This is a genomic window from Otoolea muris, from assembly GCF_943193115.1.
Classification (GTDB): domain Bacteria; phylum Bacillota; class Clostridia; order Lachnospirales; family Lachnospiraceae; genus Otoolea; species Otoolea muris.
Genome location: NZ_CALPCY010000001.1, coordinates 190,595 through 206,951 on the forward strand (window position 1 = coordinate 190,595; position 16,357 = coordinate 206,951).

Here is a 16,357-nt window from a genome sequence, read left to right on the forward strand (position 1 = left end):
AAATGCATGTGTATCCTTTGCCTGCGCACTCTGAATCTTGTTTTAAGTATATCTCTTATGACAGATAGTAGTCAAGCGTTTATATTGAAAGATTCCCACCTGTCAAAAAAGAAGCGGCGCCTGATTGCAAAGCAACCAAATAAGGGCCTTAAGATTTGGGCGTAAGGGGGAAGCATCGCCGGGGAGCCGGATGAAACGGAGATAAGGAATGCCGTTGCCTGGGATTTTTCCATGCAACGGCATTTTGAGAGGTTCCATATTCACTTTTCTTTGTCTTTTTTTCCATAGATCTCGTTTACAGCCATACGCCCCAATCGCCATAATGATATGTGCCGCTGCCATGATGGAGCTTCCCGTCTGCCTTTAACCGGCGGAATGCATCACTTCAATTTCCCTGCCGCCAATATCAATTACATCATGGTCATTTAATACTTTTGTTGGTCTACCTTGAAAGAATACATAATCGTCAACATGAAAACCGTCAGGCAAATCACAACGGTCAACCACCATTTCCGTACCGCTTTCAACTGTAATGTATGGCTTTTTGCCCCTCCTTCCACTTTTCATTCCTTGCCTGTTCAGCTCTGTTAAATGGGCAGTTAAAGTTTTAATCTATATTGCAAAAGATTATAACTGTGTCCATCTTTGCTGTCTGTTTTAGGTACTGAAGAAATCACTGTAAAACCTAATGACTTTGCTAACCGATTGGAAGCCCTGTTTTCTTCTCTTGTTGAATAAATAAACTCTTCTGCACTAAATTCTTCTTTGCAGTATAGTATCAAGCCTTGAAGAATCTGCTTGCCAAACCCTTTTCCCACATAATCCGGCCCCAGACATATCCCTGCTTCCTGATAGATGTAAGGTTCAATTTTTTCGACACCAGCAAACCCAATCGCCTTACCGCTTGATTTTTCATAAACCAGATAGGTATCATGCTCTTTCTGAAATGCAATGGTTTTCATGATTCTTATTTTGGCGTTTTCTTCGCTTGTAGTAATATTCCATTCCATATATTTTGCACTTTCCGGCCGTGACCAGACATTACAATACATTTCCTTCCAATCTGAAAACTCTGCCTTATCAAGAATCAGGCTCTCCGTTTCAATCATTTTAAAATGTTCCTCCAGCACTGGCCGACTTGTTGCCGTTTCTATTATACTGCAAAAGCGGCCTTTGTCTATATTTATTTTTCATGCTCTGTTGTTGGCTCATCCTTCGTAATAGTAAGCCGCCCTCCTTCCCCGCTGCCTTCCGGCATACGGTTTCAAATACTTTCCCGTCCTCTGTCCTGACAGTAAGAAGGCTGTTTCGCTCGTCTGCGTTCAGGTCAACAATCCCCATCCTTTCGCTGTCGTCCAGGTCGGCAAGGTACGTCCATAATGCCGCAATCCAGCGTTTCACAAATACGGGCAAGTGTGTCCATGCTGATATGTTTCCCTTCTTTGCCCATGTTGGCAACCATATTCGTGGTCAGGCCAGCGGCAAGCCTTAAATCCTCTTTTCTCATGTTGCGCTCTATCAGTGTATGCCCTGCTCCTATACCGGCGATAATCCAAGAAATGTCCAAGATAAAGGAACGGTATCTGTATCCTTGTGTCATGCGAGTAAAGGAAGTATAATATGTCTTGTTAAAATGCTTCGTATTTGATGTTGTGTGTATGACAATCATTTTGCTTTAAAATAAGAAGCTCTATAAAACTTGACCAAATTTTGACTTTTTCCCTATATGATGAAAAAGACTGGAGGTGTTCGCATGGCATACAGAATTTTGATCGTGGATGATGAACCTATCCTGACCGAATTGCTTTCCACCCATTTGCAGGATCACGGCTATACGATTTCCGTAGCCAACAGCAGCGATGAAGCCCTGGCAAAGCTGAATACAAAGCCAAACCTTATCCTTCTGGACATCAATATGCCGGGGATGGATGGGCTGGAACTGTGCAAAGTCATTCGGAATCATATCGTCTGCCCCATCCTGTTCCTGACGGCGCGGATCACAGAGCAGGATAAGGTCAACGGCCTGCGGGCCGGAGGGGACGACTATATCACCAAGCCTTTCAGCTTGCAGGAATTGATTGCCCGCATTGAGGCTCATCTGCGCCGGGACGAGCGGAATAACCGCCCGCCAGAGGTCGTGACCTCCCTGGGGCTGATTATCAACTTCTCTGATAGAAAAGTATTTTGGAATGAGCAGGAGCTTTCATTTTCCAAGAGAGAATTTGACATCATCGAATTTCTGTCCTCTAACCCCAGTCAGGTCTTTGACAAAGAACGTATCTATGAGGCGGTATGGGGCTATGACGCGGAGGGCGGCAGCAACGTGATTAAAGAGCATATCCGCAAAATCCGCGCGAAACTCATGAAGGCCAGCGGAAGTGAATACATCGAAACAGTTTGGGGGATGGGCTACCGATGGAAAAAGTAAAAAGGCAATCACTGAAACGCTCCTTCATGGAAGCTGTGGCGATGACAATGCTGATTGTGTTCCTGTGTAGCGGCCTTGCGATTTTCGGCTGTTATCGTTTCCAAAAACATATTCTCCCCGATTCCAATGAGGTCTGGCTGACGCAGCAGACAACCGCCCCGGATGGAACTGTCACAGAGGCAAAGGTGAGGTATGTCCTTGATGGCACGCCAGAGCCATTCGGCCAACTGGTAGCGGACGGTCAGGAACACAACGAGAGTCAGGGACAGACGAGCTACATGATAGAGCGCATTGAATCCAGCTACTCCATGTTTTCCCCTAAAGTGAGAACAGCCTACCGCGCTTCACAAATCTGTATGGTGCTGCTGCCGTTTCTGTTTGCTGTCATTGGAATTACTTTGTGCGCATGGTGGTTTTATCACAAGGTACTGGAGCCGCCGATCACTGTCCTGATGGACGCCACCGCCCATATTCAAAACCGGGATTTGAACTTCCAGATCATCTCTGATGGGCAGGATGAATTGGGCCAGCTCTGTACCGCCTTTGAGAAAATGCGGCAGACCCTATATGAGAATAACCGTCAGATGTGGAATATGCTGGAGGAACGCCGCGCATTGCAGGCATCCGTGGCCCACGATCTGCGTAACCCCATCGCCATTATGACCGGCTATGTGGAATATTTGCAGGAGAACAGCCGGGGCGGAACCTTGACGGAGGAAAAACTGGAAAAAGCGCTCTCCAATCTCGGCATTACCGCAGAGCGCATGGGCCGCTATACCGATACCATGCGCGACCTGGGCGCTATCGAAGAAACAGAAGTTCACCGCAGAGAGGCGGAGCTTCCTGATTTTTTACAGCACATGGCGGATTCTCTATCTATCCTGTTTCAGAATACCGGGGTGCGTTTTTCCTACGAGTTCCATGTGCCGAAGGGGAGGGGCGTCTTTGACGGGGAGCTGTTGTACCGCGTTCTGGAAAATCTGATTTCCAATGCCCTCCGTTTCGCGGAGCGAGAAATTGGACTTACTTTTTGTCTGGAGCATGGAATCCTGTCGGCCACAGTGACCGATGACGGGCCGGGCTTTTCGGACAATCTGCTGCAAAAGAAAACCGTCCTGTTTTACTCCGAGGATACCTCCGGCCAGCACTTGGGGCTGGGACTTGCGGTGAGCCGGGTGCTTTGCCAGAAGCATGGAGGGACCATAGATCTGTTAAACCGACTGCCCCACGGGGCCTGTGTGAAAGCCTCTATCGCGGTCAAGCGATCCGCATGATAAAAATAATCCCTCCCGGATGCCGCCCAAAAAACTTGGGCGGCATTTCGCTTTTCTTGACCGAATTTTGACCTTTGCCCGTTATACTCGCCCCATCAAAGCAAAGGAGGTCATGTATGCGAAAACGATCGATTGCCATTCCCCTGATGTGCGGCGCACTTTTATCCCTCGCCGCCTGCGGGAATTATGCCATTCCAGACAGTACGCCCCCGCCGTCACAGGCTGTTGCCGCAAACCCGTTTGAGGCGGCGGAGGAGGATTCCGGATTTCTGGCAATGCTCACCCACGAAGCTGCTTCGGCTGATTTCTCCGAGAGCGGGGAGCGTCTGCCATTCTCCTATGACGGCGGCGAGTTTCGGCTGGAGTATCGGTTTTCCCTCACTGGCAAGATGGATACCGTTGGATTTCTCCTGTTCCTGGACGGCCAGCCCCAGCCCTACAAGGTGAACGATACCACAGCGGAGTATGAGTATTGCCATAGCTTCCCCGCAAAGGAGGATCAGAGCGTTTCCTTCCTCTTTGAGCCTGTGACCGGCAGCACCGGCGATACGCTGACCCTGACCGTGGTGAGCATCACGAACCCGGACTTCCAGCCGGATATGGAATCCACCTCCAGCTATGGCTGGTATCATAAGACGCTGGATTCCTGTGTTGAACTGCAGTTTAACGCGGACGCGCCCGCCGCCCATTCAGAGCTTCCGCCTGTCCGGGAAATCTTTTCAAAAAGCGATGTGCGGGAGGAAAAGGTCACAGCGCATTATGTGGAAAACGAGCTTCCCAAATACGGCTGGGACGGTGTGAGCATGGACACGCTGGACAGAGGAATCTATTATACGTTCTCCTGTGACGGCGGCATCACCTATGACAACCTGCGTGTCTCCGCTCCCGTTACCCTGCGATTTACCATGTGCGGCACAGCCGGAACAAGTTACAGCATCGCTTTTTTCCTGGATCACCGGCCGGTGAAACTTGACGAAAGCACCTGCCGCTCCATTACATTGAGCAAGGGGGGCGTCATGGAGCTTGAGGCCGTGATCGACCCGGACAAGCTGGGGCAGTCTCACACCTTCTACTGTGTGGCCGTCCCCCAGGACGGAGCCTCTGGCCCGTTGTTTAAGACCAATTCTATTTTATTGTATAAGGAGAACTGAACATGAAAAAGACATTCTGCATGCCGCTGGCGCTGATTTTTACCCTGGCGTTGTCTGCCTGCGGTAAGACGACATCCGTGGCCGCTGTCCCGCCCTCTGACGGACAGCAGAACCAGCCCATTTCTCAGGCTGGTACATCCTGCGCCTTCGACCCTGCCCTGTTTGGCGGCAAGCTCCAGAGCTGCGCCTATGCCGGGAACGGAACGCTTTTCGTGCTGGCGGACAAGCTGTATCTCTACGACACCGGGACTTCCTCGGTGCTGGCCGCCGCAGAAGCGCCCCTGCGCGACTTTGAAGCGCAGGCCATTGACGGGGGCTACGTCCTGTCCGGCATGGGCGATAGCGGCATGATGGCGTACATCTACGACAGCTCACTTTCTCTGAACAAGGAGATCGCGGTGAATGAGCTTTTGCAGGGAGATTTTGTTGTCAGCGAAACCGGGGGCGTAGCGGCCTCCACGGACGGAAAGAAGCTGGCCTTCGCCGCCTTGGGCGGGCTGTATCTGTATGACCTGGAAAGCGGGAGCCTAACTACTCTCCTGAACATGGCCCAAAACGCCGGGACAGCCAGCATCAGTATTTCCATGCTGAACGGCGCTGCCTTTGCCCAGGACAACAGCCAAATCGTATTCTGTGGCAGCGGTAACTCAATTCCCGCGGCAGATGGCGAGGAAGGCTTTTCCATCCACGGGAGCATCGCCGTGGATGGCAGCGGTCTGAAGATCACAAAACCGTCCGGTTATGAAATAGAAGAAATACAGAGCAGCGTCAGCCGGTTGTTTTTCCCGCAGACCTTTACCCAGGCCGATGGAACGCTGCTTTGGGTGGACCGGGCAGCAGGCAGTGCCAATACGCTTTCCTTCTCTGCCAGCGGTGAGGGCAAAGACGGCGTGTACGGCTCGGAGCAGGGGAACTATGTCGCTACCGCCGTTCTGGGCAGCGATCTGACCGTTCGCGTCTATGACGTGGCCTCCGGCGGATTGGTTGCCACCGAAGTGATTGAGAACTCCGACCCCACATATTTCTACCGCATCCCCAGGATTTACCTTTTAGACGGGGCCAGGACCGCCGTGGTGCTTCTCGGAGGCAGCATCGGTGAAGTGGATACGCTGGTGTCTACATTTACCTTTGGTGAATAACATGGAGATTACATTTGAAAGCGTATCGAAACAATACAAGAAAAAGTATGCGCTGAAAAACTTTACCGCCACATTGAGCGAGGGCGTGTACGGCTTGCTGGGTGAAAACGGGGCTGGGAAAACAACGCTCATCAATACCTTTGTGGGCATTTTGCGTGGGGACAGCGGCACGATCCGGGTGGATCGCCGGGATGTGAGGACGCTGGGCAAAGCGTTCCTGTCCCAAATCGGCTATATGCCGCAGTATCCTATCTTCTATCGGGATTTTACCGTCAAGGATTTTCTGCTCTATATGTGTGCGCTGAAAGACATTCCCGCCCATGAAGCGCAGGACCGAGTTTCGGAGCTGCTTGCCACGGTAAATCTGACGGACGCACAGGACAAGAAAATCGGTGCGCTCTCCGGCGGTATGCGCCAGCGCGTCGGCATTGTACAGGCCATGCTGTCCGACCCCAAAATTCTGATCCTGGACGAGCCTACCGCCGGTCTTGACCCCAGCGAACGGATACGGTTTCGGAACCTGATCTCCCGTTTTGCCCAGGGCCGGACAATCCTGCTGGCAACCCACATCGTTTCCGATGTTGAGTGCATCGCGCGGGAAATCCTGCTGCTGAAACAGGGGACGCTTCTCATGCAGGGAACACCCGCCGCGCTGGAGCAGAACATTGAGGGCAAGGTGTGGAATGTAGCCGCCGGGGCCGAGGATGCCGCGCTGCTGACCGATATGTACTGTGTCAGCAACATGAAGCAGGAGGACGGACAGTTTACCCTCCGCATTGTTGAGGATGGACGCCCGATCAAGACCGCACAGCCTGTCCAGCCCAACCTGGAGGATGTGTTCTTGTACTATTGCAGGGGGGAGCGCCATGATACGTCTGATACGGTATGAGTTTATTAAGCAGTTCTGTAAACGCTCCATCCTGACGCTCTTTGTGGTGTTCAGCCTCGCCAACCTGTTCAAAATCTATGGCGAATACAAATCCTATTCCTATCTGACGGATGGGAACGGAGCGCGGAGCTGGCACACGCTCCATTGGCAGCTCTATGAGGAATACCAGGGGGAAATCACCCCGGAGAAGGTGGAGCGCCTGCTTGCCGTGTATGCGCCTCTTGTGGAGGCCACATCGGATATGACCGCAAGCACAGCCACCGATGACCCCAACACGATGACCGGGAACCTGTATAGCGACAGGAACCTGCTGGACAAGTATTTTGTGCAGCCTATGCAGTATTTCTATGAGTACAGCGGCCGGTCGGAGCAAGTGGCAAATAGAGCGCGGCAAAGCGCCGCGCTCTATGGGGAACAGGGAGCGGTCTATCAGCAGAGGGAGAGCGGCGCGATCTATAACCTTTATGCTGGCCGCACCATCCCCGCCTTTGCCTACCGGGAAATGTGCAATTATTATCTGAACTATGATTTTTCCATTGTCCTGACCCTCCTGCTCTGTCTCTATGGGATCATCGGAACCTTTGTGTGCGAACGGGAAACGCAGATGGATATGCTGCTGCTGGTAAGTCCCAACGGCGGCAGAAAAACAGCCCTGGCAAAAATTCTCGCGGCCACCCTGTTTCTGCTCCTGACCTCGCTGTGGTTTTCTCTCCTTGACCTGATTGGCTTTGCAGCCTCCTTTCAGACCTTTGAAGGGCTGGCCCTGCCGGTATTCGCAATTCCGAACTTTGCGGAGACATCCGTCAATCTCAGCATCTTTCAGTATGTCCTCCTGTCTGCGGCGCTCAAATGCGCCGGCGCATGGGCGATCGGGATGCTCTGGCTGTTGGTTTCGATGTCCTGGAAAAATGCCCTGCTCCCCTTTGTCATCGACTTTGCACTCTGTATGGCGCTGATCGTCAGCGGAGCCGCCTGCGCCTACTCCAATTTCTTCTGGACAAAGGTGCTGAACCCTTATTCTCTGCTGACAAACCGTGTTCTCCTGGGCAAAACAGAGTTTGTAAACCTGGGCGGATTCCCCGTCCTGACTTGGCAGGCCGCAATCTGGTTTGCTCTGATCGCTGGCCTTGCGGCTGCTGCTATGATTTATTTTCTGTCAGCGGAAAACTGTCACCGCTGTGTTCGGAGGGCAAAATGAGTGTTTTCTCTTATGAATGGAAAAAACTGATGATTTTCCAGCGGGGGCTGCTCTATATCCTGGCCGCACTCCTGGTCAGTACGGTTTGGCTGGCCGCAACCGACAGGCCGCAGAACAGCGCGATGGAAGAATACAGCGAAGAATATGAGTGGTATCTTGAACGGCTGGACGGGGCGTACACAGAGAAAAAAGCCGCTTGGCTGGAGCAGGAGGCCCAGGCCATCACGGAGGCCCGCTATGCCCGCTCTCAATCCCAGGAAAGCTATTACAGCGGCCAGATCACAGCGGAACAGTATGAGCGGCAGACTGCGGAAGCGGGCACTGTATTGGCCCATGAGCATGGCTTTGAAACCGCGTATCAGCAATATTTATATATCTGCGAGAACACCGGCAATCGTTACTTTCTGAAAACAAACGGCTGGGCGGGGCTGTTTTCCGCCCAAACGCTGGACTTCCCGCTGTTCCTTGTCATTTTGATTTTGGCATCTGCGGTTTTTTGCTCGGAGTATAGCTGCCAGATGGACGCGCTTTTGCGGACGGCTCCGCAGAGCCGCAAGAGTGCCAGAAGCAAAGTCGTGATGACCCTCTGCGCCGTGTTCGCTCTCTGCGGAGGGCTGGCCCTGATTCGTTTTGTATTCTTCGGGATAAAATATGGCCTGCCTCACGGGGAGTACCCTGTTCAGAGTATCGCCAGTTTCGGAGGCAGTACAAAAAATATCTCTTTGCTGGCCGCGTATCTGATTCTGGCCGCCCTGCACTGTTTTGGCTCGGTGTATCTCGCCGCCCTGCTGCTCTTTACCTCCGTTTTGGTGAAGAAATATGCTTTGACGGTGGTGATCGGAGTGGCATCCACTTTGATACCGTACATCGGACTGTCCAGGCAGATTTGCTACCGCTTGCCGGCGCCCCTGCCGTTCCTGCTGGCAACCGGATTCCTGGAAGGGACTTCCTCTGTGGAGGATTCATTGACAGGTGAACCCATCGTGACTTTTTCAGAGCGTTCCCCCCAAGAGCTTCTGGCCCTGCTTGGCCTTTCTGCTGTGTGCTGCGCCCTCATGGTATGGTGGGTCCTGCGGCAAAACACAAACTGCTGGCAGTCTGGAAGAAAACCCGTCAGAGGCTGCGGGGTTGCCGCGCTCTGCCTGCTGGTGTTGCTCTCGCTGTCCGGCTGCTCTGTCGCAGAATCTGCAAACGGGATATTCAATTCATCTTCGCAAAGTGTGTCGGAAACTTACAGCGTGATCTACGATGACCAGACGCGGACATACGCTCTGGAAAACCGGGCAACCGGCGCTTTGACGGATTTGGCCCTCTCTCCGCTGTTTGGGGCCTTTTCAGATAGGGAATCCATCAAAGCCGTCTATATGGATGCCCCGTACATTTATTATATGGCCTCCCGCACAGAACAGTATGTGGATCGGGTCGGCAGTTACAACAGCACAGCTACCCAGGTGTCCATTGTCCAGTTTAATACAGAAACCTTTGAGGAACAGGTTATTTTCGAGAAAATAACGGACAGCGGGCGATCTCTGCTGGGAATTGACTATACCGTGGGGGATACCTGGATGTTTCTGCAATACTGCTATGGCTTTTTCCTGAACAACGACAGCCTCTTTTTCATTACGAATGATGGGATTACGGAAGTGAGCAGGACGGGCCAGCGAACGCAAGTGCTGGACATCCCCACCAGGGGGAATATAGCGTTTAATGGGCGGACGATCTACTTCATCAACGAAAATTCTCTGCTGACAGCGTATGACACCAAGACCCGCAAAACAAGACCGTTTCGGAATGTTGTTGCTTATGACTTCTGCCTGACCGGTCAAGGGCTGTATTTTATCAACCGCATGGATTCCGATTGCGTTTATCTGTGCGGCAGGGACGGCGTTGGCAGTCTGAAGATTTCAAATGACCCGGCCCTGTCTGTTGGTTATGACGGTAAGAAAGTTACCATGATTCTAAAATCGGACGGGAAGGAGGTGGTTTTTGAACCGTGACGGTACGGGAGCGCCAAGCATCCGGCAGAGCAAGGCGAAAAAGCGCGGCAGAAGGCCGATGATCACCTATGCTCTGCGCGGCGGCAGACTTCAACTCAATCTCCGAAAGATACCGCGGGTCAATATTTACCCGTTCTGCCAACATCCTGATCGTAAAGCCCAGTGCTGCCCGTACATCTTCACCAAAGGATCCAAAACCGGGACAATCTTTCACAACTCAGAAAAACACAGCCGCTTTATGATACTCTGGCGGCGGCGTTGGGCGGTATTCTGTTGAACGCCGAAAGGAAGAATATTCATTCATGTCAGTGTAGATTGTCCAGCAGGTATTGTGCTGGCCCACGACAGGAAATGGACAAGTGAAGCCCTGTTCAACATTTTGGACAATGCGGTGAAGTACACCCCGGCAGGCGGTAACATTCAGGTTTCCGTTCAAATCTGGGAGTTCTATGTAAAAATCAACATAACCGACAGCGGCAAAGGAATAGCTGAAGGCAGACAGGGAATGACTGCTCAGCCCTGACCCTTAAAAGGGTCTTCATACTCCTTTACACTCAGCTTATCCTGCATGATGTCCGCTTTTTCCTAATCCTGGATATACTTCTTTATGGCGGCTTCATTCCATCCCACCGTACTGACATAATATCCCTCTGACCAAAAATGACGATTCCCAAATTTGTATTTCAGGTTTGCGCGCCTGTCAAACATCATGAGCGCACTTTTCCCTTTCAGATATCCCATGAACGAGGATACGCTGATTTTCGGTGGTATGCTTACCAGCATATGCGCATGGTCAGGCATAAGATTCCCTTCTAAAATCTCCACTCCTTTGTAACTGCATAACTGCTTTAAAATATCCCGCAAATCTAATTTGTATTGATTATAAACAATCTTTCGTCTATACTTAGGGGTGAAATTTAAAATGAGTAAATCACGCAAAAAATCTGCGTAATTTACTCATTCTTTTTTACAGCCCCCAAATTACAATACTGTTATCAAAAAGCAAAGGAGAATAAAAGAAATGGCTACATTATTGGAAGCGAAAAACGTAACTAAAATTTATGCAAAATCACAGCGCCCAAGCCTTAATAAAGTATCGTTCAGCGTAACGGACGGCGAATTCATCGCCATTATGGGGGCTTCCGGCTCAGGAAAGACCACATTGCTTAATGTTCTTTCTGCGATTGATACACCCACGAGCGGCAGCATTACAATAAATGGTATCAATCTTAAAAATCTGACTGATTCCAAAGCAGCAGATTTCCGCAGGGATAATCTGGGCTTTATTTTTCAAGAATATCTGCTGTTAGACAGCCTTACTATTTTTGAGAATATCGCTGTTCCACTGACTTTACAGAAACTCCCGCCTAAAAAAATAGAACACATGATACGGAGCCTGGCGAAAAGCTTTGGTATTGACGCACAGTTAGATAAATATCCAAGTGAACTTTCAGGCGGGCAAAGGCAGCGTGCTTCTGCTCTGAGGGCTATTGTGAAACGTCCAGGCATTTTATTCGCAGACGAACCGACCGGGTCACTGGATTCAAGTTCCGCAACAGATTTGCTGAACACTTTAAAGGAATCAAACGAAAGTCTCCATACTACGATACTAATGGTCACACATGATGCTTATGCTGCAAGTTTTGCCGACCGCATCCTGATTTTTAAAGACGGCTGCATTATTCAGGAATTATTGAAACAAAATGCTGACAGGCGTACATTCTATGAATCCATTGCACAGACAACCGCAAAATTAGACACAGAAAGGTAGGAAAGTACCCATGAACCATTTATCTATGGCACTTAAGAACCTAAAAAATAATTTCTCCTTTTATGCCCTCTATTTATTATCCATTTCCTTTGTAATTACTATTTTTTTTGCATTCACTTCGTTTTCCATGAATAAAATTATGCTTGAAAAAATATCAGGCGACGGACGGGTAGAAACCATGTGCAGCACGATTTCCGTATTCCTTATGGCATTCGTTATTTTTTATATGTCATATTCTAACCGTTTCTTTCTGCGTCGGCGCACAAAGGAATTAGGTATTTATGCATTATTAGGATACCGGAAATCCACGATACTATCCCTGCTTACAGCAGAAAATCTGCTCTCCTGTTTCGGGGCTTTCGTAATCGGAATCTTTTTGGGCGGCCTGTTTCATAAAGGCATTGTATTTGGCATTACAGAATTGCTGGACTTGACAGTCAGCAATTCAGAAATACCGTTTTTTAACCTGAATGCCATGATAAAGACAGCATGTTTTGTTTTTGCTATTATTATCATATTATCGCTGTCCAACAGCAAATTTCTTTTTAAATCTTCCCTTATGGATTTAGTGCGGTTTGAAAAAAGTGCGGAAAAGCAGACAAAATTCCATGCTGTTCCTTCCATAATCGGGTTTGTATCTGTCATTTTAGGATACTGTATTGCCCTTGACATCCTACGGGGCGAAAAATCTGTCTGGTTTTCAGTCGGGTTTTATACTGTTGGAATGCTTACATTTACACTTATCCTTTTGGGGACAGTGCTTTTTATCGCATATTTTCTCCCTTATGCGGTACAGACTGGCAAGAAAAACAAGAAGAAATTTTATACGGAAACAAGAATCATTACTTCACCGGGTTTTATATACCGGATGCGCTCCAATTCAAAAACGCTGATCATGCTCACATTACTGTCAGCCGCAACTCTGACTGTTTCAAGCGTTATGGCTCTCACCCTGTATTATCCGATTGCAGCAATATCCCGCATTGCGCCGTCAGAAATAGAATGCCGTATTGATAAGGAGAGCGATCTGTCCGCAATCATGGAGATAGTGAACAACTATTCATCCGGAGATGATATTACATTCCTGCAGACCAATATTTATAAAGTTACTTCTACTGCCGGAGAGCTTCCCATGGAATATAGTGTCGGGACTTCCAAGGGAGATGCTGAGAACGAAAAAATTCTTCGGAATGCAGGTTTTGAATGTATCTCATATTCTGACTATACCGCCATTCTGAAAGCGCAGGGGCGGCAAAAGGCTTTGGCGCATTTTACAGCACTAAACAACAATGAGTGTATTTTTGTAAGATACCAGCCGGCTTCCGGCAAGGACGAAACAGGCAGCACTTATCCACTGCTCATAAACAATACTGAAATGCCTGTCACTGTGATTATGACCACATTAGATAATCCTATTTCATTTGCGAACAGTGTTGGTACTTTAATTGTAAGCGACCGTTTATACAAAATGATATCGGAAAATGCTGCTCCCGAAACAAAAGTCTTAAGTATAAATGGAAGTTCCATAACAGGTAACGAGGAGCTGTTTCAGGCTTTGTCTGCATATTTGGATAAAAGCCCTTACCTGCAGGGCAATTCCCACAGAATACATGAAGTGGTTTCCCTGAGCAGCTCTACTTTCCTGTTGATAGGCTTTCTTGTGGTATTATTCTTTATAGCAACAGGAAGCATCCTGTATTTTAATAACATTTCAGCGATAGCCGATTCAAAATCCGATTACGATATCCTTACAAAAATGGGATATACGAACAGGACGATTAAAAAAATTATCAGGAAACAAGCAATCACATTTTTTAGTATTCCGTTCCTGTTCGGACTGGCAGACTGTATCTTTGCCACATTAGTATATAAAACAGCGCTTATGCAGAACCTTTTGGCGAACAGCATTGTTTTATACGCCCCTACGATATCAGCTATTGCGCTGACACTAATCATTTACCTGATTTATTACTGTATGACTGTCCATACCTGCTGTAAAATGGTTTTGGAAAAATAAAGATTATGCGAAAATGCCGCCTCTTAATCATCCGGCACTTTCGCAAGCTATATGCAGGGTTATCGGAACCATGTATAAATTTTAGTTGTATGCACACAGATAAATGATATAATTTAGGTATGGCTAAGGGGGCGAAAATATGAAGCGTATTATCTTTAAGTTTTTGCTTTTTATAAACTCCACCCTGCTTATAATATATATGGGGTTGGAAATAAATATTCAGATGCCGTGCAGCATCAGCAAAATCGTATCATTATTCCTGTCATCATTGATGCTGACAGACGCTGCCTATGTAAGCTCCTGCAACATCAGAGATAATAAAGCTATCTCTTTGTTTTGCGGTCTGCTGGAATTGGACGGTTGGTATATTCTCCTTTCCGTTTCGGACAACGCTATAGCAGATATTGTTTTTTATGTCTTAAGCTCAGTTATATGGTGCATTTTTATCAATTTCATACTCATGTTTTTATTTCAGGGGAGCGGTTATAAATTCAAAAAAGCAATAATCTTCTGCCTGACTGGAACCTGTATCTGCTCCCTAATTGGCATTTTAATATCAGACAATGTGTTTGCTTTGCTGTATGGCATCCAGTTTTTGGTAAGCTGGCTTTGCTTCGTTTTTGTTATCGCTTACCATAGAAAAAGAACTGCTTTTGTCCTTAAAGCAGAATGGAAATCCATTCTGTTCTCTCTTGTGGTAATAATCATTTTATTCATTGCATACTGTCTTACCACAATGGGAATAACAGGAAATCTTTCAAACTTTGGAGTGTATATCCCTGTCCTGCTGTTCTCGATGAGTATTCATGGTATTATACTGAAAGAGCATCACAGTTTTCCATTGTCAGCCATATTCAGCAGATTTCAGTTAATGTTGATCCTGCTTTTCGGTGTTACTATTTGTGGTCTGATTACAATGACTCTGGATATCGGCTGGTTATCCTTCCTTCTTATGTTGGACGCTATGTTTGTATTTATCTATGTCTGCAATATTATACTGGATTTTAATTTAAGGCAGGGAGGAGGCAACATGGTTATGGAAAGCAAATACAATGCTGCATTAGCACGGTTACAGCAGGAAGAGCAGATAAATCTTGAATTTTCAAACTTTCTTCATGACAATATACTTCAAGACCTGCTTTCCATAAAAAATATGATGCATAAATCAACAAGGCCTGATATACAGAAAATAATCACAGAAACTCTTGATAGTATGAATATCTATATCCGTGAGCAGATGCAGAATTACCATCCTGTATTACTGTCAAAACTTACTATAAAAGAGAATTATCAAAATTTGCTTGCATATATTGCACAGTCGTTTCCTGAACGCCGTGTCAGCATTGTTTTTGACTGTTCAGACGCTTTATTTTTAGTCCCGCCATATGATATCTTCATATACCGGCTTTTGAAAGAACTCGTCACGAATGTTTATAAACACTCTACGGGAGATAAAGCATGGATAACGCTTACACAGGATAATGGAATGATAGTATTATGCGTAAAGGATAATGGGAGTGCTGATACCGACAGCCTCACCTGTGCAGATTCATCAAAACACAGAGGTCTTGCATTAAGCACTGACCGTGTGCAAAGCATGGACGGCACTGTAAGTATAACCCAAAATTTCCCACATGGAATCTGCGTCTGTATCAACCTGCCAATGAAAGGAGATGCTTCTTATCAATATTTTATTAGTCGATGACCACGTTCTATTTTCCAAAAGTCTGGAAATTGCATTATCAGACTACCCTGAAATTAAAAACTTTAAAAGTATCAATGATATTTCCCTGTTGGATAAATTTATTGAAGAAAACGCCCCGGACATCCTGCTCATGGATATCAATTTAAAAAATATAACATCGGAAGACGGTTTGGAATTAGCAAAGCAGATATTATCCAATCACCCAGAGCAAAAAATTGTTATCCTGTCCGGATACGATCTTCCAGTATACCGCAGCGAAGCCAAAAAAATCGGGGCAAAAGGATTTATCAACAAGAATACAGAACCGGAAATGCTGATAGCTTTTCTTTCACAGATCATGCAGGGAAAATTTATCTTCAACGGTTCAGTTCCGTTTTTAGAAGAATTAACTGACTGTGAAAAACAGATTTTGCATCTTATAGCTAACGGCAGGAAGCGGAAAGAGATTGCAGGCACGCTTTATATCAGCGAGCGTACCCTCTCCAATCATTTACAGCATATATTTGAAAAACTTGATGTTTCCTCCTCTGTCGAAGCTGTAACCAAGGCGATTCAATTAGGATACCTCCCGCCGATTTGTTAATTTCTCATCAAATAAACAAATCATCAGAAGCTGCATCATGGAAATGTGCATAATTGGCTATGGAATTATGGAAAACCCCATTCACAGCCTGTGGAAAAGCAAAAACAGCTTTCCCACATCCTGCAAACAGGGTTTCCCGCAGTTCCATGAACGCAGCCAGTTTTACGGCATTTCCACAATGCCTGCGCCTACGGAATCCATTTCT

General features: G+C 47.6%; 17 protein-coding genes and 2 pseudogenes. 13 read left to right on the forward strand and 6 right to left on the reverse strand.

Annotated features, from left to right (window positions below):
• Positions 1 to 102 precede the first annotated feature (102 nt).
• The 5 genes from NFS31_RS00900 to NFS31_RS00920 are packed head-to-tail and all read right to left on the reverse strand — an operon-like array spanning position 103 to position 1,507.
• Positions 103 to 342 carry a PIN domain-containing protein gene (locus tag NFS31_RS00900; RefSeq protein ID WP_251491006.1) on the reverse strand — a complete coding sequence of 80 codons (240 nt, stop codon included), beginning with the start codon at positions 340 to 342 and terminating at the stop codon, positions 103 to 105.
• Between the two features lie 21 nt (positions 343 to 363).
• Positions 364 to 567: a hypothetical protein gene (locus NFS31_RS00905; protein ID WP_331482404.1), complete on the reverse strand. Its 204-nt coding sequence runs from the start codon at positions 565 to 567 to the stop codon at positions 364 to 366.
• 32 nt (positions 568 to 599) lie between these two features.
• Complete coding sequence (locus tag NFS31_RS00910; RefSeq protein WP_251490628.1) at positions 600 to 1,109, reverse strand: GNAT family N-acetyltransferase; 510 nt, start codon at positions 1,107 to 1,109, stop codon at positions 600 to 602.
• Between the two features lies 1 nt (position 1,110).
• The gene (locus NFS31_RS00915; RefSeq protein WP_251491009.1) at positions 1,111 to 1,413 is read right to left on the reverse strand and encodes a hypothetical protein; all 303 of its coding nucleotides are present in this window, start codon (positions 1,411 to 1,413) and stop codon (positions 1,111 to 1,113) included.
• A complete protein-coding gene (locus tag NFS31_RS00920) occupies positions 1,328 to 1,507 on the reverse strand; it encodes a helix-turn-helix domain-containing protein (RefSeq protein ID WP_251490631.1) in 180 nt (59 codons plus the stop codon). Before NFS31_RS00920 ends, NFS31_RS00915 begins: the two co-directional genes overlap by 86 nt.
• 246 nt (positions 1,508 to 1,753) lie before the next feature.
• Here NFS31_RS00920 and NFS31_RS00925 point away from each other — a divergent pair, with 246 nt between their 5' ends.
• The 9 genes and pseudogenes from NFS31_RS00925 to NFS31_RS00965 form a co-directional block, all read left to right on the forward strand.
• The gene (locus NFS31_RS00925; RefSeq protein WP_251490634.1) at positions 1,754 to 2,428 is read left to right on the forward strand and encodes a response regulator transcription factor; all 675 of its coding nucleotides are present in this window, start codon (positions 1,754 to 1,756) and stop codon (positions 2,426 to 2,428) included.
• A complete protein-coding gene (locus NFS31_RS00930; protein WP_251490638.1) occupies positions 2,416 to 3,702 on the forward strand; it encodes a sensor histidine kinase in 1,287 nt (428 codons plus the stop codon). Before NFS31_RS00925 ends, NFS31_RS00930 begins: the two co-directional genes overlap by 13 nt.
• A gap of 116 nt (positions 3,703 to 3,818) precedes the next feature.
• Complete coding sequence (locus NFS31_RS00935) at positions 3,819 to 4,853, forward strand: hypothetical protein (RefSeq protein ID WP_251490640.1); 1,035 nt, start codon at positions 3,819 to 3,821, stop codon at positions 4,851 to 4,853.
• Between the two features lie 2 nt (positions 4,854 to 4,855).
• Positions 4,856 to 5,992, forward strand: a complete 1,137-nt coding sequence (locus tag NFS31_RS00940) for a WD40 repeat domain-containing protein (RefSeq protein ID WP_251490643.1) — start codon at positions 4,856 to 4,858, stop codon at positions 5,990 to 5,992.
• A 1-nt stretch (position 5,993) separates the two neighbouring features.
• Positions 5,994 to 6,881, forward strand: a complete 888-nt coding sequence (locus NFS31_RS00945; RefSeq protein WP_251490646.1) for an ATP-binding cassette domain-containing protein — start codon at positions 5,994 to 5,996, stop codon at positions 6,879 to 6,881.
• A complete protein-coding gene (locus tag NFS31_RS00950) occupies positions 6,859 to 8,079 on the forward strand; it encodes an ABC transporter permease (protein ID WP_251490649.1) in 1,221 nt (406 codons plus the stop codon). The genes NFS31_RS00945 and NFS31_RS00950 overlap by 23 nt, the downstream gene beginning before the upstream one ends.
• A complete protein-coding gene (locus tag NFS31_RS00955; RefSeq protein WP_251490653.1) occupies positions 8,076 to 10,076 on the forward strand; it encodes an ABC transporter permease in 2,001 nt (666 codons plus the stop codon). Before NFS31_RS00950 ends, NFS31_RS00955 begins: the two co-directional genes overlap by 4 nt.
• Complete coding sequence (locus tag NFS31_RS00960) at positions 10,066 to 10,353, forward strand: hypothetical protein (RefSeq protein WP_251491012.1); 288 nt, start codon at positions 10,066 to 10,068, stop codon at positions 10,351 to 10,353. The genes NFS31_RS00955 and NFS31_RS00960 overlap by 11 nt, the downstream gene beginning before the upstream one ends.
• A pseudogene (locus NFS31_RS00965) lies at positions 10,284 to 10,581 on the forward strand (sensor histidine kinase); the annotation flags it as partial. The gene NFS31_RS00960 and the pseudogene NFS31_RS00965, both read left to right, overlap by 70 nt.
• 8 nt (positions 10,582 to 10,589) lie before the next feature.
• Here the strand turns inward: NFS31_RS00965 and tnpA are convergent.
• Positions 10,590 to 11,015 (reverse strand): annotated as a pseudogene (gene tnpA, locus NFS31_RS00970) (IS200/IS605 family transposase).
• A gap of 82 nt (positions 11,016 to 11,097) precedes the next feature.
• Between tnpA and NFS31_RS00975 the strand changes: the two are divergent.
• The 4 genes from NFS31_RS00975 to NFS31_RS00990 all read left to right on the forward strand — a co-directional run bounded on the left by NFS31_RS00975 (position 11,098) and on the right by NFS31_RS00990 (position 16,152).
• Positions 11,098 to 11,847, forward strand: coding sequence for an ABC transporter ATP-binding protein (locus NFS31_RS00975; RefSeq protein WP_251490656.1), 750 nt, complete (start codon positions 11,098 to 11,100; stop codon positions 11,845 to 11,847).
• A 10-nt stretch (positions 11,848 to 11,857) separates the two neighbouring features.
• Entirely contained in the window at positions 11,858 to 13,864 is a 2,007-nt protein-coding gene (locus NFS31_RS00980) for an ABC transporter permease (RefSeq protein ID WP_251490659.1), read from the forward strand.
• Between the two features lie 139 nt (positions 13,865 to 14,003).
• A complete protein-coding gene (locus NFS31_RS00985; RefSeq protein ID WP_251490662.1) occupies positions 14,004 to 15,569 on the forward strand; it encodes a sensor histidine kinase in 1,566 nt (521 codons plus the stop codon).
• The gene (locus NFS31_RS00990) at positions 15,538 to 16,152 is read left to right on the forward strand and encodes a response regulator transcription factor (protein ID WP_251490665.1); all 615 of its coding nucleotides are present in this window, start codon (positions 15,538 to 15,540) and stop codon (positions 16,150 to 16,152) included. Before NFS31_RS00985 ends, NFS31_RS00990 begins: the two co-directional genes overlap by 32 nt.
• Positions 16,153 to 16,357: the final 205 nt, after the last annotated feature.

Bases quoted from the DNA above. Each gene is read 5' to 3' on its own strand.
- NFS31_RS00910 (WP_251490628.1), bottom strand. From the start codon at position 1,109: ATGATTGAAACGGAGAGCCTGATTCTTGATAAGGCAGAGTTTTCAGAT.
- NFS31_RS00990 (WP_251490665.1), top strand. From the start codon at position 15,538: ATGCTTCTTATCAATATTTTATTAGTCGATGACCACGTTCTATTTTCC.
- NFS31_RS00980 (WP_251490659.1), top strand. From the start codon at position 11,858: ATGAACCATTTATCTATGGCACTTAAGAACCTAAAAAATAATTTCTCC.
- NFS31_RS00955 (WP_251490653.1), top strand. From the start codon at position 8,076: ATGAGTGTTTTCTCTTATGAATGGAAAAAACTGATGATTTTCCAGCGG.
- NFS31_RS00905 (WP_331482404.1), bottom strand. From the start codon at position 567: ATGAAAAGTGGAAGGAGGGGCAAAAAGCCATACATTACAGTTGAAAGC.
- NFS31_RS00950 (WP_251490649.1), top strand. From the start codon at position 6,859: ATGATACGTCTGATACGGTATGAGTTTATTAAGCAGTTCTGTAAACGC.
- NFS31_RS00900 (WP_251491006.1), bottom strand. From the start codon at position 342: ATGGCAGCGGCACATATCATTATGGCGATTGGGGCGTATGGCTGTAAA.
- NFS31_RS00975 (WP_251490656.1), top strand. From the start codon at position 11,098: ATGGCTACATTATTGGAAGCGAAAAACGTAACTAAAATTTATGCAAAA.
- NFS31_RS00945 (WP_251490646.1), top strand. From the start codon at position 5,994: ATGGAGATTACATTTGAAAGCGTATCGAAACAATACAAGAAAAAGTAT.
- NFS31_RS00930 (WP_251490638.1), top strand. From the start codon at position 2,416: ATGGAAAAAGTAAAAAGGCAATCACTGAAACGCTCCTTCATGGAAGCT.
- NFS31_RS00985 (WP_251490662.1), top strand. From the start codon at position 14,004: ATGAAGCGTATTATCTTTAAGTTTTTGCTTTTTATAAACTCCACCCTG.
- NFS31_RS00925 (WP_251490634.1), top strand. From the start codon at position 1,754: ATGGCATACAGAATTTTGATCGTGGATGATGAACCTATCCTGACCGAA.
- NFS31_RS00935 (WP_251490640.1), top strand. From the start codon at position 3,819: ATGCGAAAACGATCGATTGCCATTCCCCTGATGTGCGGCGCACTTTTA.
- NFS31_RS00940 (WP_251490643.1), top strand. From the start codon at position 4,856: ATGAAAAAGACATTCTGCATGCCGCTGGCGCTGATTTTTACCCTGGCG.
- NFS31_RS00920 (WP_251490631.1), bottom strand. From the start codon at position 1,507: ATGAGAAAAGAGGATTTAAGGCTTGCCGCTGGCCTGACCACGAATATG.